The sequence below is a fragment of the Lentilactobacillus kribbianus genome (assembly GCF_013184075.1).
Taxonomy (GTDB): domain Bacteria; phylum Bacillota; class Bacilli; order Lactobacillales; family Lactobacillaceae; genus Lentilactobacillus; species Lentilactobacillus kribbianus.
This window is the reverse complement of sequence record NZ_JABEQQ010000001.1, coordinates 565557-585403: the sequence shown is the minus strand read 5'-3', so window position 1 is coordinate 585403 and position 19847 is coordinate 565557. Positions and strand designations below refer to the sequence as shown.

Annotated in this window: 19 protein-coding genes and 1 tRNA gene; 13 read left to right on the top strand and 7 right to left on the bottom strand. The window is 40.0% G+C overall.

Features of this window, described 5'->3' with window-relative positions:
• Positions 1–160: 160 nt before the first annotated feature.
• From jag to rpmH, 4 genes are all read right to left on the bottom strand, one after another.
• Positions 161–919: an RNA-binding cell elongation regulator Jag/EloR gene (jag, locus tag HII32_RS03060; protein WP_172188178.1), complete on the bottom strand. Its 759-nt coding sequence runs from the start codon at positions 917–919 to the stop codon at positions 161–163.
• Positions 920–1143: 224 nt separating this feature from the next.
• Positions 1144–1992: a membrane protein insertase YidC gene (gene yidC, locus HII32_RS03055; RefSeq protein ID WP_172188176.1), complete on the bottom strand. Its 849-nt coding sequence runs from the start codon at positions 1990–1992 to the stop codon at positions 1144–1146.
• Complete coding sequence (rnpA, locus tag HII32_RS03050; protein WP_172188174.1) at positions 1992–2351, bottom strand: ribonuclease P protein component; 360 nt, start codon at positions 2349–2351, stop codon at positions 1992–1994. Before rnpA ends, yidC begins: the two co-directional genes overlap by 1 nt.
• A gap of 57 nt (positions 2352–2408) precedes the next feature.
• Positions 2409–2543 carry a 50S ribosomal protein L34 gene (rpmH, locus tag HII32_RS03045; protein ID WP_172188172.1) on the bottom strand — a complete coding sequence of 45 codons (135 nt, stop codon included), beginning with the start codon at positions 2541–2543 and terminating at the stop codon, positions 2409–2411.
• A 494-nt stretch (positions 2544–3037) separates the two neighbouring features.
• Between rpmH and dnaA the strand changes: the two genes are divergently transcribed.
• From dnaA to dnaB, 12 genes are all read left to right on the top strand, one after another.
• Positions 3038–4411: a chromosomal replication initiator protein DnaA gene (dnaA, locus tag HII32_RS03040; RefSeq protein ID WP_172188170.1), complete on the top strand. Its 1374-nt coding sequence runs from the start codon at positions 3038–3040 to the stop codon at positions 4409–4411.
• Positions 4412–4702: 291 nt separating this feature from the next.
• A complete protein-coding gene (gene dnaN / locus HII32_RS03035) occupies positions 4703–5842 on the top strand; it encodes a DNA polymerase III subunit beta (RefSeq protein ID WP_172188168.1) in 1140 nt (379 codons plus the stop codon).
• 239 nt (positions 5843–6081) lie between these two features.
• Complete coding sequence (gene yaaA / locus HII32_RS03030) at positions 6082–6321, top strand: S4 domain-containing protein YaaA (protein ID WP_343034641.1); 240 nt, start codon at positions 6082–6084, stop codon at positions 6319–6321.
• Complete coding sequence (recF, locus tag HII32_RS03025; protein WP_172188164.1) at positions 6321–7454, top strand: DNA replication/repair protein RecF; 1134 nt, start codon at positions 6321–6323, stop codon at positions 7452–7454. Before yaaA ends, recF begins: the two co-directional genes overlap by 1 nt.
• A complete protein-coding gene (gene gyrB / locus HII32_RS03020; protein ID WP_172188162.1) occupies positions 7451–9391 on the top strand; it encodes a DNA topoisomerase (ATP-hydrolyzing) subunit B in 1941 nt (646 codons plus the stop codon). Before recF ends, gyrB begins: the two co-directional genes overlap by 4 nt.
• A gap of 129 nt (positions 9392–9520) precedes the next feature.
• Positions 9521–12064, top strand: coding sequence for a DNA gyrase subunit A (gene gyrA / locus HII32_RS03015; RefSeq protein WP_246224845.1), 2544 nt, complete (start codon positions 9521–9523; stop codon positions 12062–12064).
• A 218-nt stretch (positions 12065–12282) separates the two neighbouring features.
• Positions 12283–12576 (top strand): 30S ribosomal protein S6, encoded by a 294-nt coding sequence (gene rpsF / locus HII32_RS03010; RefSeq protein ID WP_172188158.1) that lies wholly within the window; start codon positions 12283–12285, stop codon positions 12574–12576.
• A gap of 32 nt (positions 12577–12608) precedes the next feature.
• The gene (gene ssb, locus HII32_RS03005) at positions 12609–13139 is read left to right on the top strand and encodes a single-stranded DNA-binding protein (RefSeq protein ID WP_172188156.1); all 531 of its coding nucleotides are present in this window, start codon (positions 12609–12611) and stop codon (positions 13137–13139) included.
• Positions 13140–13165: 26 nt separating this feature from the next.
• On the top strand, positions 13166–13402 hold the full coding sequence (rpsR, locus tag HII32_RS03000) for a 30S ribosomal protein S18 (RefSeq protein ID WP_054710713.1): 237 nt from the start codon (positions 13166–13168) through the stop codon (positions 13400–13402).
• A 244-nt stretch (positions 13403–13646) separates the two neighbouring features.
• Positions 13647–15671, top strand: a complete 2025-nt coding sequence (locus HII32_RS02995; RefSeq protein WP_172188154.1) for a DHH family phosphoesterase — start codon at positions 13647–13649, stop codon at positions 15669–15671.
• 25 nt (positions 15672–15696) lie between these two features.
• On the top strand, positions 15697–16149 hold the full coding sequence (gene rplI / locus HII32_RS02990; protein ID WP_172188152.1) for a 50S ribosomal protein L9: 453 nt from the start codon (positions 15697–15699) through the stop codon (positions 16147–16149).
• Positions 16150–16260: 111 nt separating this feature from the next.
• Entirely contained in the window at positions 16261–17637 is a 1377-nt protein-coding gene (dnaB, locus tag HII32_RS02985) for a replicative DNA helicase (protein ID WP_172188150.1), read from the top strand.
• 47 nt (positions 17638–17684) lie between these two features.
• On the opposite strand, the gene HII32_RS02980 is transcribed toward dnaB, so the two are convergent.
• Together HII32_RS02980 and HII32_RS02975 are read right to left on the bottom strand one after the other, a co-directional pair.
• Positions 17685–17924, bottom strand: a complete 240-nt coding sequence (locus HII32_RS02980) for a hypothetical protein (protein ID WP_172188148.1) — start codon at positions 17922–17924, stop codon at positions 17685–17687.
• A gap of 91 nt (positions 17925–18015) precedes the next feature.
• Positions 18016–18324 carry a DUF2316 family protein gene (locus HII32_RS02975; protein WP_172188146.1) on the bottom strand — a complete coding sequence of 103 codons (309 nt, stop codon included), beginning with the start codon at positions 18322–18324 and terminating at the stop codon, positions 18016–18018.
• Positions 18325–18625: 301 nt separating this feature from the next.
• On the opposite strand from HII32_RS02975, the gene HII32_RS02970 reads away from it, so the two are divergent.
• On the top strand, positions 18626–19561 hold the full coding sequence (locus HII32_RS02970) for a matrixin family metalloprotease (RefSeq protein ID WP_172188144.1): 936 nt from the start codon (positions 18626–18628) through the stop codon (positions 19559–19561).
• 108 nt (positions 19562–19669) lie between these two features.
• Here HII32_RS02970 and HII32_RS02965 read toward each other — a convergent pair.
• Positions 19670–19742 (bottom strand) — tRNA-Lys (locus tag HII32_RS02965).
• Positions 19743–19847: the final 105 nt, after the last annotated feature.

Below are 19847 nucleotides of genomic sequence, written 5' to 3'. Positions count from 1 at the left end.
TTTCGTTGATAATTACCTTTTAGAATACAAAAAAAGTGCCCACACCACGCCCAAAAGAGCGTGGATAAAGCACTTTCACTACTTTACCTAGTTAAGATAAGAATGATTAACTTATATACTATTCAATAAGCTGTAGTTTGTCAAACAAAATTTATCCAAACTACCGTGGTGCAATAACCAATGACCGGTGTGGTTCTTTTCCCGTTGAGTAGGTTAAAATATGGTCGTTGTCTTCTAGTGAAGCATGGATTTGTTTGCGTTCAAACGCCGGCATAGGATTCAAGTAAACCGGTTTACCGCTGGCAATTACATTACGCGCCGTTCGTTGTGCGAGTTTTCTTAATACTTCTCGCCGTTTAGCTCGATAATTAGCAACGTCTAAGACTACTTCAACACTATTAGCACCCGAACGATTTATGTATATCTGTCCCAGATTCTGTAAGGCATTTAGCGTGCGGCCATGGTGGCCAATCAAGCGACTTTCATCTTGCACGGCAATATCATAATACAATCGGTGGCGATTTTTCACTTCCACCTTGATTTTAGGAGCAAAGCCCATCGCTTCGATTACGTCCGTTAAGTATTGAGTTAATTCGGCTTCGACTTCGGTTGCCGTTAACCGTGGTTCTTCTTTATCATCGTTATTTTCAATAACCGTTTGTGGTTCAGCAGGTTGTGGCATCTGAACGTTAGATTTAAGTTCAAATTCACTGACTTGGTCGCTACTTTGGCTGGCCAGATCCAACTCTTTTTGATCGACCGAAACAACGTCAACAACTGCTTCTCGCCGTCCCAAGCCCAAGAACCCTTTCCGCGCGACTTGAATAATCGTTACGTCGGCTTGTTCTCGAGTAATGTTTAACGCCGATAACCCCGCTTCAATTGCTGTTTCTACCGTTGTTCCTGAATACTTTGCCATGTTGCACCCCTTATTATTAAGTCAAAACGATAAACGTCAACCCCATTTATCATTATCTAATGATAATCATTATCGTTACATAATAGCATTTTCTCAAATGATTTGTCATTTAGTTGCTTAATATTATTAAAACTTATACAACAATTATAACTCACTAACATTTTTCTGACTACTTGTTCAATAAAAAAACGAAAGCGGTTTCCGCTTTCGTTTCCTACTATATATTATTTCTTACGCCGACTCTTTTTAGCATTACGAATTGCTTTTTGGCGTTTGCGTTCTTTATCTTTTTCCAATTTTTCTTTTTCTTCACGTTCTCGACTAATCTTCCAAGGATTTTGAATAACCAAGGTTTGAATTGCCTGAAACGCATTCGTTACCACCCAGTAAAGTGACAAGGCTGATGGCACGTTTAGGGCCGTAAAGAAGATAATTACAGGCATCCCTAACGTCATCATCGTCGTCATGGAACTAGATTCTGGTTGACTCTTAGTAGCTAACCAAGAACTAATAAAGGTAAATACCGCTGCCAAAATTGGCAAAATCAAGTATGGATCTTTATGTCCCAGTTGCAACCATAAGAAGTGTCCCGTCCGTAACTGCTCAGTCCGCAAAATGGATTGGTACAAAGCAAAGATAATTGGTAATTGGACAACCACTGGTAAACAACCAGCTAGTGGGTTAACTCCGGCTTCGGAATACAACTTTTGTTGTTCTTGTTGCAATTTAGCCATCGTTTCACTATCACGAGACGAATATTTCTTTTGTAAAGCCTTTAATTGGGGTTGAATTTCTTGCGTCTTACGCATGCTGCGCGTTTGCAAAATCATCAACGGCAAAATAATAATTCGAATGATAATGGTAAATAGGATAATTCCGATTCCATAATTATTATCAAAGAACTTGGACAACCAAATAATGGCTCTAGAGAAGTTTAATAAAATAACGCCATCCCAAAAACCGGTACTATGTTCGGTAATTGGTGACATCGCCGACTTACCGCAGGCGGTCAAAACCAGTGTTAACGACATTAACGCCATTAGCACCGTAATTTTTTTTATTCTTTTTTTCATTATTCCTCACCGGCATCCGCAAAATCTAGTAGATTTGCTAATTTTAAGGCATGAATCAAGCTCGGCTTGAGTTCTGCCATTGACATGCCATCGGTTGATGGCCGAGCAATCACAATAAAGTCAACATCTTGACGTAACTGTGGCTTGAGTTCAAGAAGTGATTGACGAATTCGTCGTTTCACCCAATTGCGGTGAACGGCATTCCCGATTTTCTTGCCGACTGAAATTCCGACCCGAAAATGTGGTTGCCCCGGTTTATCTAATGTATAAATGACGAATTGGCGGTTAGCCACCGAATCATGGGTATTAAATACCTGTTGAAATTCGGCTTCTTTCTTGACCCGATATGATTTTCTCATGATTCATCTCCAAAAATGATTTAAAAAATGAAAAAAGACCACTGAATGGTCAGTGGTCTATGCAGACAATACTTTTCTACCTTTTTGACGTCGGCGTGCTAACACTTTACGACCATTGCTGGTGCTCATTCGGCTACGGAAACCATGAACGCGAGCGCGATGACGCTTCTTTGGTTGGTATGTTCTTTTCATAACTCAAGAATCCTCCTTTTGTTAGTGTCGCGTTTAAGCATTATTTATATGTTCAAATGCATTTCCTAAACATGATAACACAAATTATTTAGGGATTAAACAATTAATTTCGAGATTAGGTAGTAGACAAATATTTTTTAAAATTGTTTCATGCACATTTTCTGTGGATAACTTCTCGATTTTGAAATCGTAATCAACAGACTTATTCCGGCTTTGTCCACAAGCTAACAGGGCGGGATAACCGTATATTGTCGGTTGTGGATAACTTTTATAAAAAACGCTTAACTCATTGGTATAACAGGGGTTAATTATCCACAGTTAGTTGGTGATAACTCAAAATCAGCTCCTGAAATCGGTAGTTACGAACACCCCTGTGGAAAACTCCATTCAACTCTGTGAAACAATTATGCACAGGGGTAATTAACCTGTGGAAAACTTTTATCATCCATGCTAAAATAAATTTACTAATTCCGAATGACTAGGGGGGCGCAACTGTGCTCAATAACGAATCACAATGGGATAAGGATTCCCTGTGGGCAGAAATCACCAAAAAATTTAAAGAAACTATGGACAAGAGTACCTACGAAGCGTGGGTTCCCCCCATTAAACCAATTTCTTTTGATGGTAAAATTCTCACCTTAGCGGCTGAATCCAAACTCTTTACTATTTATTGGAACAAAGAATTATCCAATGAGCTGATTCAATACGCTTATATGATTACCCAACAAAATGTGGAACCTAAGTTCATCTTAGAAGAAGATATTCCCAAATCAGCCCAACCAGAGCCTAAACCTGAGGTAACTGACCAATTAGTGAACAATCAAAACGTCACCTTTAGTAAGGAAAACCATATCAATCCGACTTATACTTTTGAAAACTTCGTGATTGGTAAAGGTAACCAAATGGCTCATGCGGCCGCTTTAGTGGTATCAGAAGAACCCGGCAAACTTTATAATCCACTCTTCTTTTATGGTGGTGTTGGTTTAGGTAAGACTCATTTGATGCAAGCCATCGGTAATCATATGCTGCAAGAAGATCCCAACGTTAACGTCAAATACGTCACTAGTGAAGCCTTTACTAATGATTTCATCACTGCGATTCAAACCAATAAAAATGAAGAATTTAGACAAGAATACCGTGATGTGGATATTTTAATGGTCGATGATATTCAATTTTTTGCTGAAAAAGAAGGAACTCAAGAAGAATTCTTCCATACCTTTAACGATCTCTACAATAATGGCAAACAAATTGTGCTGACGTCTGATCGCATGCCCCAAGAAATCCCTAAGTTGCAAGAGCGCTTAGTATCCCGTTTTGCCTGGGGCCTTCCGGTCGACATTACCCCACCGGATTTGGAAACTCGAATTGCCATTTTACGTTCTAAAGCCGAAGCGGATCATTTGGAAATTCCGAATGATACATTAACTTATATCGCCGGCCAAATTGACTCCAACGTCAGAGAACTTGAAGGGGCCTTGTCACGTGTTCAAGCCTACGCTAAATTAAGAAAAGAGCCGATCACCACCGCTCTTGTTTATGAGGCCTTGCGGGGCATGAATATTGCCCATGAACATCACGAATTATCAGTCGCTGATATTCAAAATAAAGTGGCCGAATATTATCACGTTTCTCTAAGCGATTTAAAAGGTAAGAAGCGCTTGAAATCAATCGTGATGCCGCGACAAATTGCCATGTATCTTTCCCGAGAATTAACCAATAATTCCCTGCCTAAAATCGGTAAAGAGTTTGGTGGTAAGGACCATACCACGGTCATTCACGCCTATGATAAGATTGCCGACATTATCACTACTAACGCCGATCTTAAAAAAGAAATTAATGAATTAAAACACGATTTAGACGCTAAATAATCAAAATAAAACCAGAAGTCAGTTAGTGGGGGCTTCTGGTTTTATTTTCCATCATCTAACTACTGGCAAGCGAATTGCCCTGCTAATTTAGTGACAATAATGGTATAATTGCTTGTGGACAAAGGTGGAACAACGTTTAAAGTTATCCACAACGTTATCCACACGCAAAAAATAGGCGGTGATTGAGCTAACGGATAGTTATCCACAGAATCCACAGCCCCTACTGTTACTACTAATTTTTTTATTAATTAAATATATAAATACAACTCTCCGGGAGGTATCTTACTTAACATGAAATTCTCAATCAATCGACCGGTCTTCATTAAGGCCTTAAACACCGTATCCAGAGCAATCTCTAGTAAAACCACCATTCCCATTTTAACGGGATTAAAATTATCAGCTGATGTTACAGGATTAGTTTTAACTGGTAGCAATGCTGATGTTTCTATTGAAACCACTTTGGCAGTTGAAGATCCTGACAACCAATTGGTAATTCAAAATCCAGGTGCCATTGTGTTACCTGCTCGGTTCTTTACGGAAATTATCAAAAAATTGCCAGAAGATACCATTGAATTAGAAGTCACTGATAAATTTCAAACTAGTATCAAATCCGGTCAATCGGCCTTTACGATTAACGGTTTAGATGCCAATAATTATCCGCATTTACCTGAAATTGATACCAATGATTCAATTATTTTGGCAGCGGATATCTTTAAAGAAATCGTGAGTGAAACCGTAATCGCCGTTTCTAACCAAGAAAGTCGGCCCATTTTAACTGGTGTTCATTTCACCATCGAAGGCGATTCAATTATGGCAGTGGCCACTGATAGTCATCGTTTGAGCCAACGTAAAGTTATCTTAGATCATCCGGTTAATGGCCACTATGACTTTGTTGTTCCGGGTCGCAGTTTGACCGAATTAACCAAAATGGTCGATGAAAAGCAAACGGATATTACGTTACTAGTAACCGAAAACCAAGTACTATTTATGTTGGGCGATACTATGTTTTATTCTCGGTTGTTGGAAGGTAATTATCCCGATACTTCTCGCTTGATTCCCGAAGACTTTGATACCCAATTACAATTTGAAGCTCATGATTTATTGGCAGCAATTGAACGGGCCTCATTGTTATCACACGAATCCAGAAATAACGTGGTTAAATTAACCATTGAACCTAATAATCATGCAGTTACTATTTATGGAAACTCTCCTGATGTTGGTAACGTTGAAGAAGAATTAGAACCCAAAGCGGTAACGGGCAACAATTTAGAAATTTCCTTTAACCCAGATTATATGAAAGACGCTTTGCGTTCTTTTGGCCAAACCAATATTAACGTTAACTTTACGTCCGCCTTGCGGCCCTTTACTTTAATGCCAACTGAAGATGGCGATAGTTTTATTCAACTAATCACGCCAATCCGGACCTTCTAATTAAAACTAAAATTAAATGCTAATAAAAAAATCACTCCGAGATTAGTCGGGGTGATTTTTTTGCCACTAAATTAAAAATCGGCCTTAAAGGCCATAAAAATCCAATTTTTTTGATTATAGCTATTTTACTTAATTTTGGCTAAATATTACTTTTTAACTTAAAACGGCTGAGAAGGGCAATATGTGCGAAACAAAATGTACTTTTGCTTAAAAAAAGTGTATAATTAACCCTGTTAAAGGTGGGTGAAATCGTGAAAAAAGAAGTTTTCGTCAATGGAGAATATATAACTTTGGGCCAATTGCTTAAAGAAGAAGCCATCATCAGTAGTGGCGGCCAAGCCAAATGGTATCTAAAAGAAAACGCTGTGCGCGTCAATGACGAGCTCGATGATCGTCGGGGTCGTAAATTATTTGACGGTGATAACGTTGATGTACCGGGGGTTGGCTTATTTTTTATCCGTACAAAAAAGGCTGATTAATGAAATTACTGAATATTAAGCTACGCAATTTTCGTAATTATGAAGAGACGGAACTATTATTTTCACCTCATATCAACGTCTTATTGGGTGAAAATGCGCAGGGAAAAACCAATTTGTTAGAGGCCATTTATGTGCTTGCCTTAACGCGTTCGCACCGAACCGCTAATGACAAGGAATTGATAAATTGGCAAAGCAGTAACGCCCAGATTGCGGCGCAAATTGAAAAGCAAAACGGGGTATTACCACTTGAGCTAGACTTAGGTAGCCGGGGTAAAAAGGCGAAGGTTAATCATTTAGAACAAGCTAAACTTTCTTCTTACGTCGGTCAGTTAAACGTGATTTTGTTTGCCCCAGAAGATTTGCAAATCGTCAAAGGAGCACCGCAAAAGCGACGCAAGTTTATGGACATGGAATTTGGGCAGATGAGTAACAAGTACCTCTATAATTCCAGTCAGTACCGCAAAATTTTAAAACAACGTAATAAGTATTTAAAGGATTTACACCGGCAAACCAGCACGGATAAGGTCTATTTAAGCGTGTTGTCGGACCAGCTAGCCGCCTTTGGTGCTGAAATTATCTTTCAGCGATTACAGTTAATTAAACAATTAGAGAAATTTGCGCAACAAATCCACAGTGAAATCTCACAAGGCAAAGAAACCTTGGTGCTTGACTATCACACCTCAATTCCGGTAGCCAATCAAATTTCAGTGGAGGCACTGTATCAGTATTTGCAACAACAGTACCAGCAAATTCAAGCCAAAGAGATTATGCAGGCCACGACATTACTCGGACCGCACCGTGATGATTTGCAATTTTTAGTTAATGATAAAAACGTGGCGGCGTTTGGTTCGCAAGGACAACAGCGAACTACCGCTTTAGCGTTAAAGTTAGCCGAAATTGATTTGATGAAAGAACAAACTAATGAATATCCGGTTTTGTTGTTAGATGACGTTTTATCTGAGCTTGATGATTACCGGCAAACCCATCTGCTGACGGCTATTCAAGATAAAGTACAAACGTTTTTGACCACCACTAGTTTAAGTGGGGTGCAACAAGAATTATTAAGAGATCCCCGGATTTTTAAGATTAAAGCAGGTCAGGTTCAAGCAGGCGATAAGGAGGAACATGAATGAGTGAAGAAGAAAGCAAAAAAGCCCAAGCCAAAGAATATGATGCGAGTCAAATTCAAGTGCTGGAAGGCTTGGAAGCCGTTCGTAAAAGACCCGGAATGTATATTGGCTCGACCAGTTCTCAAGGTCTTCACCATTTAGTATGGGAAATCGTTGATAACGGAATTGATGAAGCCTTAGCAGGTTTTGCTACAAAAATTACCGTTACCGTTGAAAAAGATAATTCCATCACCGTAACCGATGATGGTCGAGGAATTCCGGTTGATCTCCAAGAAAAAACCGGCAAGCCAGCATTAGAAACGGTCTTTACCATTTTGCATGCCGGCGGGAAGTTTGGCGGCGGTGGTTATAAAGTTTCTGGTGGTCTTCACGGGGTTGGGGCCTCAGTTGTGAACGCCTTATCGACTCAATTAGACGTTGAAGTGGCCAAAAATGGTCACATTTATCGGATGGATTTCACTCGCGGGCATGTAACAGAAGCCATGCGAATTGTCCGAGATACCTCTGCGGATGATCACGGGACTCGGGTTCATTTCTTACCTGATCCAGATATTTTCCAAGAAACTACAACTTATGACATTAAAACATTAACGACTAGAATTCGGGAACTGGCCTTTTTAAATAAAGGACTACGAATTGTTATTAAGGACAATCGTCCAGAAACTCCAACTGAAGAAGACTTTATGTATGAAGGTGGGATTCGGCATTACGTAGAATACCTCGATAAAGATAAAGAAACCTTGTTGAAGGAACCGGTGTATGTTGAAGGTATCGAAAACGATATTACCGTTGAAGTGGCCTTACAATACACGGATGATTATCACAACAATTTAATGACCTTCACTAATAATATTCATACCTATGAAGGTGGGACCCATGAAGAAGGGTTCAAACGGGCGTTGACGCGAATTGTTAACGATTATGCTCGGAAGAATAAATTGATGAAAGACAGCGAACCAAACTTATCTGGTGAAGATGTTCGTGAAGGAATGACCGCCGTTGTATCTATCAAGCATCCAGACCCTCAATTTGAAGGGCAAACCAAGACTAAATTGGGTAACTCAGATGCGCGAACAGCTACTGATCGAATTTTTTCTGATCACTTCAGCAAATTCCTCATGGAAAATCCTAGTGACGCTAAGAAAATTGTTGAACGAGGTATTTTAGCTTCGAAAGCTCGTTCAGCCGCTAAGCGGGCTCGTGAAGTCACTCGTAAAAAGAGTGGCTTAGAAATTAGTAACTTACCCGGTAAGTTAGCTGATAACACTAGTAAAGATCCAGAAATTTCTGAATTGTTTATTGTCGAAGGGGATTCCGCCGGTGGTTCAGCTAAGCAAGGCCGTTCGCGGTTGACTCAAGCAATTTTGCCAATTCGGGGTAAGATTTTAAACGTTGAAAAAGCCACCATGGATCGTATCTTAGCCAACGAAGAAATTCGTTCCCTCTTTACCGCAATGGGCACCGGTTTTGGTGATGATTTTGATCTAGCTAAGATTAATTACCACAAGTTAATCATTATGACGGATGCCGATGTCGATGGTGCGCATATTCAAACTTTATTATTAACGTTAATTTACCGGTACATGAGACCGCTGATTGACACCGGTTTTGTTTATGTAGCGCAACCACCTCTATATCAAGTTCGTCAAGGTAAGATGATTCGCTATATCGATTCAGACGAAGAATTAAGTCAAGTGTTAGGACAACTCCAACCATCACCTAAGCCAGTTATTCAACGGTACAAAGGTTTAGGCGAAATGGATGCGGAACAATTATGGGAAACAACGATGAATCCAGAAAATCGTCGTTTACTACGGGTGAAAGCCGATGATGCCGCTGAAGCCGACCAAGTCTTTTCAATGCTAATGGGTGACAAAGTTGAACCACGTCGTGAATTTATCGAAGAAAATGCTACGTTTGTTGAGAACTTGGACATTTAATTTGCTGAAATACCGTTGAACAAAATGTTTGTTTCACGTGAAACAAATGTCGCCCAAAAATGGAGGTAAAACAGTTTGGACAATGCAGAATTTGAAACCCACGTTACCAATGTGGATTTGTCTAAAAAAATGCGAACATCATTTCTAGACTACGCAATGAGTGTTATCGTTGCGCGGGCCTTACCTGATGTTCGTGATGGATTAAAACCAGTCCATCGCCGAATCTTATACGATATGCATGAATTAGGGGTTACCCCTGATAAGCCATATAAGAAGTCTGCCAGAATCGTTGGGGACGTTTTAGGGAAGTATCACCCCCATGGTGACACCGCCGTTTACGACTCAATGGTGCGGATGGCCCAAGATTTTAGTTACCGTTACATGTTAGTTGACGGTCACGGAAACTTTGGTTCTGTCGATGGTGATGGTGCAGCGGCAATGCGTTATACCGAAGCTCGGTTAAGCAAAATTGCTATGGAAATGTTGCGTGATATCAACAAAGATACAATTGATTTTCAAGATAACTACGATGGTACTGAACGCGAACCATCCGTTTTACCAGCTCGTTTTCCGAACTTACTGGTAAACGGGGCTTCCGGAATTGCCGTTGGGATGGCCACTAATATTCCTCCCCATAATTTGGCGGAAGTAATTAGTGCTATTCACGTCTTGATGGATAACCCAGAAGCCACCACAGCGGACTTGATGGAAGCTTTACCTGGTCCTGATTTTCCTACTGGTGGGGTCGTAATGGGTAAATCTGGTATCAGAAAAGCCTATGAAACTGGTAAGGGTTCAATTACTTTACGGGCTAGAGTTGAAATCGAAGGCGAAGCCGATGGTAAACAAAAAATTATTGCCACCGAAATTCCATATATGGTTAACAAAGCCAAGTTAATCGAAAGAATTGCCGAACTAGCTCGAGAAAAGCGGATTGAAGGCATTACGGATGTTAACGATGAATCCGACCGTGAAGGTATGCGAATTGTGATTGATGTTCGTCGGGATGCTAGTGCCGAAGTTATTTTAAATAACTTATACAAGTTAACGATGATGCAGACATCCTTTAGTTTTAATATGTTGGCGATTGTTGATGGCACTCCTAAAGTGTTGAGCTTGAAAGAAATTTTGACTTATTATTTGGAACACCAAGTTGAAGTTATCAAACGCCGGACAGCTTATGAATTAAAGAAAGCGCAAGCTCGAGCACATATTCTAGAAGGATTGCGAATTGCCCTCGATCATATCGATGCGATCATTGCAATTATTCGGGGATCACAAACTGGTGAAATTGCTAAAAACGAATTAATGGGTCAATTTGGTTTGAGTGATAAACAAGCCCAAGCTATTTTGGACATGCGGTTAGTTCGTTTGACTGGTTTGGAACGTGAAAAAGTTGAAAAAGAATACAATGAATTGATGAAAGCCATCGAAGACTTTAAGTTGATTCTAAGTAGTCGAGACCGCGTTAACGAAATCATTTACCAAGAATTACTTGATATTCAAGCTAAATTTGGGGATGAACGCCGGACCGAATTACTAATCGGTGAAGTCTTAAGCTTAGAAGATGAAGATTTGATCGAAGAAGAAGATGTCATCGTCAGCTTGACTCACAATGGCTACATCAAGCGACTACCAACGACAGAATTTAAATCACAAAACCGTGGTGGTCGTGGGGTTCAAGGTATGGGAGTTCACGATGATGATTTCATTGAACACTTAGTTTCGACCTCAACGCATGATGTGCTGTTATTCTTCACTGATGCCGGTAAAGTTTATCGAATGAAAGGTTACGAAATTCCAGAATACGGCCGGGCTGCCAAAGGAATTCCGATTATTAACCTCTTAAATATCGATTCTGGTGAAAAAGTGCAAGCCGTTATCAATATTTCTAATAAAAATAACGACGAAGCCAAAGATCTCTTCTTTACCACCCTTAAAGGAACAGTTAAAAAGACACCAGTTGCTGAATTTACTAATATTCGTAGCAACGGTCTTAAAGCTATTCACCTCAAGGAAGACGATCAAGTAATTAACGTATTAATCGTCGCTAAAGATCAAAACGTTATTATCGGAACGCATCACGGTTATGCGGTTAGTTTCAGTACGGATGCGGTTCGTTCAATGGGTCGCTCTGCTACTGGGGTGCGTGGGGTTCGTTTACGAGAAAACGATTATGTCGTTGGCTCTGACATCCTAGCACCGGATAGCGATGTCTTCGTAATTTCGGAAAAGGGTTATGGTAAAAAGACGCCAGCGCTTCAATACCCTATTAAGGGTCGCGGTGGTAAAGGAATTAAGACCGTTAACGTTACCGAAAAGAACGGACCTTTAGCTGGTTTAACGACTGTTAAGGGTGATGAAGATATTATGTTGATTACTGATAAAGGGGTCATGATTCGGTTTGGGATTGAAAAAGTTTCTGAAACCGGTCGGGCCACTTTAGGGGTGCACTTGATTAAGATGGATGCTGATTCGACAGTGGCAACAATGGCCAAGGTCGAAAAAGAAGCTCCAGAAGAAGTCGAAGTCACTACCACTGATGAAACGACATCGATTGTAGAACCAGCTGAAGCTGATCCAACAATTGCTAAAGCAGTCGCTGATTTAGCGGATCGAGAATTAGCACAAGAACAAGAATCAGATAATGATGAATCAACAGATAACGAATAATTTAAGAAATGTCGCTTTTTAGCGGCATTTTTTATTAGTTAAATAAATAGCGCTGTAATTAACGTATTTAACTATGTATCGTCAAGATCGAGAAAAAGGCAATTGAACTATTTACAAATTCGTGATATGATACCTAATTGTGAGTATCTGTATGTACAGAAACTCTCCTTGTCCCTAGATTGGCTAGGGACCATAAGTCCACAGGGAGGTGCAAAAACATGGAAGAAAAGAAATACGAAATTACTTACATCATCCGTCCAGATATGGAAGACGCTGCTAAAACTGCTTTAGTTGAACGTTTTGACAAGATCTTGACTGACAATGGTGCTAAGATTATCGATTCTAAAGATTGGTCAAAGCGTCGTTTCGCTTACGAAATCGGCGGCTACAACGAAGGTATTTACCATATCGTTAACATGACCACTGATAACGACGAATCTCTTAACGAATTCGACCGTCTATCAAAGATCAACGATGACATTCTTCGTCACATGATCGTTGTTCGCAACTAAGACAAACTATTAATTGAAGGGAGCAATTCAGCATGCTTAATCGAGCAGTTTTGACGGGACGCCTTACCCGCGATGTTGATCTACGATACACTCAAAACGGAACAGCGGTAGGTTCTTTTACCTTAGCCGTTGACCGGAGCTTCACTAATCAGCAAGGCGAGCGTGAAGCCGACTTCATTAACTGCGTCATTTGGCGCAAATCAGCTGAAAATTTCGCTAACTTCGTTCATAAAGGTTCGCTTGTGGGAATTGATGGCCGGATTCAAACCCGGAACTATGAAAACCAACAAGGCCAACGAGTTTATGTGACTGAAGTGGTCGTTGATAATTTTGCATTATTGCAATCTCGTTCTGATCGAGACAATAATAGCAATAACAACGGTGGTGGCTACCCAGGTATGCCGTCAGGAAATAACGCTCCTACGAATAACGGAAATCCATTTGGAAATAACGCCAATAATAACAATGGTAACAGTAGCACCGGCAATAATGCCGCCCCTGCTGATCCATTTGCTAATACTGGTGATTCCATTGACATTTCCGACGATGACTTACCATTTTAGGTAAATATACGTAAGGAGGAATTCACATGGCTCAACAAAGACGTGGCGGCCGTCGCCGTCGTAAGGTTGATTTTATCGCTGCTAACCACATCGAATACATCGACTACAAAGATACTGATTTATTGAAGCGTTTCGTATCAGAACGAGGCAAGATTTTACCTCGTCGTGTTACTGGTACTAGTGCTAAAAACCAACGTAAGTTAACTATCGCTATCAAGCGTTCTCGTATTATGGGACTTATGCCATTCGTTGCAGAAGACTAGTTAATTGCCATTAAAGTATCCAATATCAAAATGATATTGGATACTTTTTTTATCCCCAGAAATCTTTTTTATTTAAAAAAGTTACCAAACGAGAAACGAGTTATCCCCATGTGGATAAGCTTTTTGAGCTAATAAAACAAGCCGTTGATCAAATTATTAGAAGCGAACGGTCCGTTACTTTAAAAATTACAGGTCGGTTTTATGGTAAAATGGGAGTAGACTTTACAAAATAAGAGGATGAACAATGAAAAATCAGCGAGATGAAAAGCGAAATCAACAACCTTCGCTTATTGGAAACAAACGTTTTCGACGGATTTTGATATTTATCGCTATTATGGTGATCTACGGTGTCGTCGTTTCCTTCTTGTATGATCCGATTGTTGGGATTATTTTAGGGGTTATTAGTGTCATCGGAGTGGTCTATACAGTTACCACGATGAACATGATGAGTTCACAAACTAATCGCTATATTACCGAATTATCGTACCGCATTCATCGCGGGGAACAAGAAGCGTTACTAGAAATGCCAATTGGGATGATTGTATATAACGATGCCCATCGCATTGAATGGGCTAATCCGTTCATGCAATCTTTTTTTGGTAACGAAGATGTTTTAGGAAAACAAATTAAAAACGTGGATGAAGATTTGGCCCGTTTTATTGATGACTTAGAAGGTAGCAGTGAAAAACACGTCATTAACTGGCGTGACCACCGCTTTTCGATTTTGGTGCAATCAGAATATAATACGGTGTATTTATTAGATATCACCAAGTACGTTAAAATTGAAGAACAGTATCAAGAAGAACAAGTCTCAGTTGGTCAAATCTTTATCGATAATTATGATGAAGTGACGCAACCACTGACCGATCAAGAAATTTCTAACTTAAATAACTACGTTACTAACGCTTTAGCTACCTGGTCCAAGCAATATGGCATGTATCTCAAGCAAATCGATGACGATCATTTCTTCTTATTAGCTTACGTGAAATCACTGGCGGCTATTGAAGATGATAAGTTCAGCGTACTTGATTCCGTGCGAGAAAGTACTTCTAAGCAAAACTTCCCGTTAACGTTAAGTATGGGAATTGCTTATGGCGATGACGACTTAAACCAATTAGCTGATCAAGCACAATCTAACCTAGATTTAGCGCTTGGTCGTGGTGGCGATCAAGTCGTGGTCAAATCATTAGATGGTGACGCCCGTTTTTATGGCGGTAAGACCGATCCAATGGAAAAACGGACTCGAGTTAGAGCTCGGATGATTTCTCAAGCCTTAAATGAATTGATGAATGAGTCTGATCAAGTCTTTGTTCAAGGTCACAGCCATCCGGATATGGATTCCTTGGGTGCTTGTTTAGGGATTCGGCGGATTGCCCAAATGAACAATAAAAAATGTTGGATCGTTGTGGATCGCGAAAAAATGCATTCGGATGTGGCTAAACTCCTAGAAGCGGCTAGTGAATATCCAGAAATTGCTGATGCCATCATTACGCCAGCAGAGGCCCTAGAAAAGGCCACTGATATGAGTTTGTTATTGATGGTTGATCATTCTAAGCCGTCCATCAGTATTTCAACCGCACTGGATGAACGGTTAAAGAACCGCATCGTAATTATTGATCACCATCGCCGAGGCGAAGAATTTCCAGATAATCCTATGCTGGTTTATATCGAACCATACGCATCATCTACTTGTGAGTTGATTGCCGAAATGTTTGAATATCAACCTCACGAAGGCGAACCAATTAACAAATTGGAAGCTACTGCGATGCTGGCAGGGATCTTTATTGATACACACTCATTTGAAATGCGGACGGGGACTAGAACCTTTGATGCAGCTAGTTACTTGCGTTCAGCAGGAGCGGACACTGATGAGATGCAATCCTTTATGAAGGAAAACGTTGATAGTTATATGGCCAGAAACCACTTGATTTCTTTGGTACAATTCTTTAACGGTAATATGGCGATGATTGTGGGCGAAGACAACATCGATTATGATTCAGTTACGGCGGCTCAAGCAGCGGATTCACTGCTAACCATGTCCGGCGTTGACGCTTCATTTATCATTACCCGTCGCAAGGATCAACTCGTGGGAGTTTCTGCTCGAAGTACGGGTGCGGTTAACGTTCAAATTATCATGGAAGCAATGGGCGGTGGGGGCCACTTGTCTAGTGGCGCCACTCAAATTGCTAACCAATCGGTAGAAGAGGTCAAACAAGTATTGCTTGAAACTATTGCCGATATCGAAGATAATGAAATAAACAACAATTAATTTTGAGGATAGTGGGTGTTAGATTATGAAAGTAATTTTTCTAGAAGACGTTCGCGGTAAAGGCAAGCGCGGCGAAGTTAAGAACGTACCGGATGGCTATGCTCAAAACTTCCTGATTAAAAATGGTAAGGCTAAAGAAGCTTCCAAAAAGGCAATGAGTGAATTGGCTGGTAAGAAGCGGGCCGAACAACGCCACGAAGACGAAGAATTTGCTAGTGCTAAAATGATTAAAAACAAGCTTGAAGCTGATGACACTGTAGTGGAAATTAGCGCCAAAGCGGGAACGGATGGCCGTTTATTTGGTTCCATTCCTAGTAAACAAATTGCCACGGCTTTAGACCAACAATATGGCATTAAGCTCGACAAACGAAAGATTGAACTACCAGAACCAATTAGAGTGGCTGGTTTTACCAATGTTCCGGTTAAGCTGCATAGTGATGTGATTGCCCGCATTCGGGTACATGTCTCAGAAAAGTAAACTTAATTAAATGAATGCGTGAGCTTAGTTTGCTTGGCTCATGCATTTTTTTATTAAAGAGAACCTAATTGGGTAAACGTAGTGGGTTAAAAGAACAAATGGAGAAATCACATGAACAACGAAATGGTAAATGAAATCCCACCCCAGAATTTAGAAGCCGAAAAGGCGGTTTTAGGGGCCATCTTTTTGAGTGCGGATGCTTTAATTGAAGCAGCTGAATTGATTGAGGCGGGCGATTTTTATAAACGTGCACACCAACTCATTTTTACCGCTATGACCGAGTTAAACGATCGTGACGACGCCGTGGATATCGTGACGGTTACGGATCTATTAACGGATCAAAATAACCTGCAAAACGTTGGCGGTATTGAGTACCTGACTGACTTAGCTAGCACGGTTCCAACAGCCGCTAACGTTAGTTATTACGCCAAGATCGTTAAAGATAAGTCGATGCTACGGCGGTTAATTCAAACCGCGACCAACATTGTAACCACTGGTTATGCGACTGAAGATGACGTAACCACCGTTTTAGACAACGCTGAGCGCGATATTATGAACGTGGCCGAGAATCGGGGCCAAGCTGGCTTTAAGCCCATTAAAGACGTTTTAAATGCCACATTTGCTGAAATTGATCGACTATCGCAAAATGGGGATGAAGTCACCGGATTATCGACTGGTTATCCCGATTTAGATAAGATCACCACTGGGTTGCATGAAGATGAACTGATTATCCTGGCAGCTCGTCCCGGGGTCGGAAAAACGGCGTTTGCCCTGAATGTGGCTCAAAATATTGCTACCAAAACGGATAAAACCGTAGCTATCTTTAGTTTGGAAATGAGTGCCGAATCCTTAGTAAACCGGATGTTGTGTGCGGAAGGTAGTATTGATGCTAATCATTTGCGGACCGGTAACTTAGACGAATCTGAATGGCAAAATTTGGTGGTGGCAATGGGAAGTTTGTCTAAGGCCAGCATCTATATTGATGATACGGCCGGTATTAAAATGTCTGAAATTCGGGCTAAATGTCGCCGGTTGGAAAAAGAAACCGGTAATTTAGGGATGATTGTTGTCGATTATTTGCAATTGATTGAAGGTAACAACAAGGAAAATCGGCAACAAGAAGTTTCCGATATTTCCCGTCAATTAAAAAAATTGGCCAAAGAATTACACGTCCCCGTAATTGCCTTATCACAACTTTCTCGGGGAGTGGAACAACGCCAAGACAAACGCCCCGTCTTATCTGATATTCGGGAATCGGGATCCATTGAACAAGATGCTGATATCGTGGCCTTTTTGTACCGGGATGATTATTACCGGGATGAAAATGAAGACGATGATGATGACGTTGACGAAGACGACCAAAATGTTGGTGAAGTAGAAGTTATTTTGGAAAAAAACCGTTCGGGAGCGCGGGGAACAATTAAATTATTATTCGTAAAATCGTATAATAAATTTTCTTCAATCGCTTATTTACCCGAAAATGGTTAAATAAAAAAGAGGTTGTGACAAAACTAAACCGTTTGTCATAACCTCTTTTATTTATTAGTAAATAAGTCAATTAATTTAATAATCACCCATAATGCAACGACTAGGACCAAACATGATAAGATCCAATAGCCAAAAATGGCGTTAGCATGGCTGATTCCCCAACCCGCAATCATTTTGACGCCGGCGGGTTGAAAATAAGCGCTTAGGTAACTAAAACCTAAAAAACCAGCAATATAAGTGACGATGTATAAAATTCTGGATGATCCATTGTTATTATTTTTAGCCATACTGTCTCCTGCTGTTTAATTTATCTAAATTATACCATGGCCTGATTGAATAAAAAAAGACGCTTACCAATATAGTAAGCGTCTTTTATGTTTAACAGACCACCGAAATGAGTCTGTCGTCAATTGTTCGACTGTTTAAATACCAGTAATCATGATAATCACCAGTTAGCGCGCTGAACTCAACGGGTTCTTCGCCGTTGTTGATTACCTGTTCAGTCAGGTAATCTTTGAGGATCCATACGTCCTCAAGCGCATCGATGCGTAAAGCCATCAAGGATTTGAATTCTTTGGGGCTAATCCCAAGATCAGCACTAGCCTCTTCGGTTGATAGACCACTTAATTGAAAGTTGGCCTTTAATTCGTTCATGGTGGCCTGCATGTCTGTTGCATCAAGTGACAATGCTAAAAAACCTCCTTGCAGTTGAGAGGTCCCAACTTAGCCCCATTATAGGATAATGAGAATAAAAAGCAAGTTAGTCCATAATTGTTACTGCGAAATTAGTTGAAACTTAAATACTAGTTCAATATTAATTTCAACTTAGTACAATGATAAATTTACCAAAATCACCAATTTTCAAGGGAAAATAATGGATATTAATGATAAAAAATAGTAGATTAATGCCATAAACAATTAAATAATAAACATAATTTACCAATTAATTATTTACGGGGGATTTAAAAAATATTTAGGAGGGGTATCTATGAAAAATAGGAAAATGGCAATTGCTGCGGTTGCCTTTGCAGGAACGTTATTTTTTGGCGGTAAAATGGTTACGACGCATGCAGCCGATACTACTACTGCAATCACTGCTACCAAAGCACCTACGCAAAATCAATTTACACCATCCAATGCGCTGTTACATAAAAGTGCAAAGTATTACAGAACCAATTACACTAAACTCCGTTCACAATACAGAGTTTACAAGAGTTATCAATCGGGGATTGCCAAAAATGGTCAAATTAAAATTTACATTAATCCCAAGGGCGTCACTAAAGATATGAAAACAAGCTTACGCCTAGCCGTTAGTTACTGGAATCAAAAATTAGGTACTAATGTAATTAAGTTGAATGCTAAAAAAGGGCATTCTGCTGAATTTAAGGTTGCAAGCAAGAGTACCGATGCGGAAGAAGACGCATATTGGGATCAAGACAGCCGTACCTTAGCCCTTGATTTGAAACCATATAATAAATCACTAAGTTCATTATCTCAACAATTAACGGAGAATTACTCTGATAAGTTAGATAAAGAACTAGAAGCCAAAGTAAAGACTTATTCTGATTCACTAGGATCAACCACCCCTGATACTACAGCAAAAGTCCAAGCTTACCGCGATTCTCTTACAGCACAAAATAAAGCTAAATTAAGTGAAGCAGAACAAAATATCAAAAAAGATAAATTAGATTATGCTTCTCGTAACCTATATTACGGAGCGGTTTTAGCTCATGAATTAGGTCATGCTTTAGGCTTGGGTCATTCACCATTAGCTGATGATACAATGAATGCTACTAGTGATTCGCCAGAAGTCCACGACTATGAAGATGTTTTAAAAGCTCCTAAGAGTGGCTACAACCCATTGACCAAGACTGATGTGTCACGGGCTAAGTTAGCTCTTCAAATTTTTAAAGCATTTCACTAAAAATTAATAATAAAAAAGACCAGGCACTTTGAGTGTCCGGTCTTTGCTTTTTTTAACTAAAAAAATAGTAATCACGGCCTCAAGGACAGCGTGATTACTATTTTTGTATGGGCAGTCAGGGGCTCGAACCCTGGACCCACGGATTAAGAGTCCGTTGCTCTACCAACTGAGCTAACTGCCCATATCACTAATCGACTTAATAATAGTATCATGTAAATTGACATTGTGCAACTATTTTTTAAGAAAAAATTCAAAAAAGATTATTTTTTTCTTCAGACGGCTGTCA

Excerpts from the sequence above, each read along its gene's own strand:
- jag (WP_172188178.1), bottom strand. The coding sequence starts at position 919 with ATGGCAAAGTATTCAGGAACAACGGTAGAAACAGCAATTGAAGCGGGG.
- yidC (WP_172188176.1), bottom strand. The coding sequence starts at position 1,992 with ATGAAAAAAAGAATAAAAAAAATTACGGTGCTAATGGCGTTAATGTCG.
- rnpA (WP_172188174.1), bottom strand. The coding sequence starts at position 2,351 with ATGAGAAAATCATATCGGGTCAAGAAAGAAGCCGAATTTCAACAGGTA.
- rpmH (WP_172188172.1), bottom strand. The coding sequence starts at position 2,543 with ATGAAAAGAACATACCAACCAAAGAAGCGTCATCGCGCTCGCGTTCAT.
- dnaN (WP_172188168.1), top strand. The coding sequence starts at position 4,703 with ATGAAATTCTCAATCAATCGACCGGTCTTCATTAAGGCCTTAAACACC.
- recF (WP_172188164.1), top strand. The coding sequence starts at position 6,321 with ATGAAATTACTGAATATTAAGCTACGCAATTTTCGTAATTATGAAGAG.
- gyrB (WP_172188162.1), top strand. The coding sequence starts at position 7,451 with ATGAGTGAAGAAGAAAGCAAAAAAGCCCAAGCCAAAGAATATGATGCG.
- gyrA (WP_246224845.1), top strand. The coding sequence starts at position 9,521 with ATGCGAACATCATTTCTAGACTACGCAATGAGTGTTATCGTTGCGCGG.
- rpsF (WP_172188158.1), top strand. The coding sequence starts at position 12,283 with ATGGAAGAAAAGAAATACGAAATTACTTACATCATCCGTCCAGATATG.
- ssb (WP_172188156.1), top strand. The coding sequence starts at position 12,609 with ATGCTTAATCGAGCAGTTTTGACGGGACGCCTTACCCGCGATGTTGAT.
- rpsR (WP_054710713.1), top strand. The coding sequence starts at position 13,166 with ATGGCTCAACAAAGACGTGGCGGCCGTCGCCGTCGTAAGGTTGATTTT.
- HII32_RS02995 (WP_172188154.1), top strand. The coding sequence starts at position 13,647 with ATGAAAAATCAGCGAGATGAAAAGCGAAATCAACAACCTTCGCTTATT.
- rplI (WP_172188152.1), top strand. The coding sequence starts at position 15,697 with ATGAAAGTAATTTTTCTAGAAGACGTTCGCGGTAAAGGCAAGCGCGGC.
- dnaB (WP_172188150.1), top strand. The coding sequence starts at position 16,261 with ATGAACAACGAAATGGTAAATGAAATCCCACCCCAGAATTTAGAAGCC.
- HII32_RS02980 (WP_172188148.1), bottom strand. The coding sequence starts at position 17,924 with ATGGCTAAAAATAATAACAATGGATCATCCAGAATTTTATACATCGTC.
- HII32_RS02970 (WP_172188144.1), top strand. The coding sequence starts at position 18,626 with ATGAAAAATAGGAAAATGGCAATTGCTGCGGTTGCCTTTGCAGGAACG.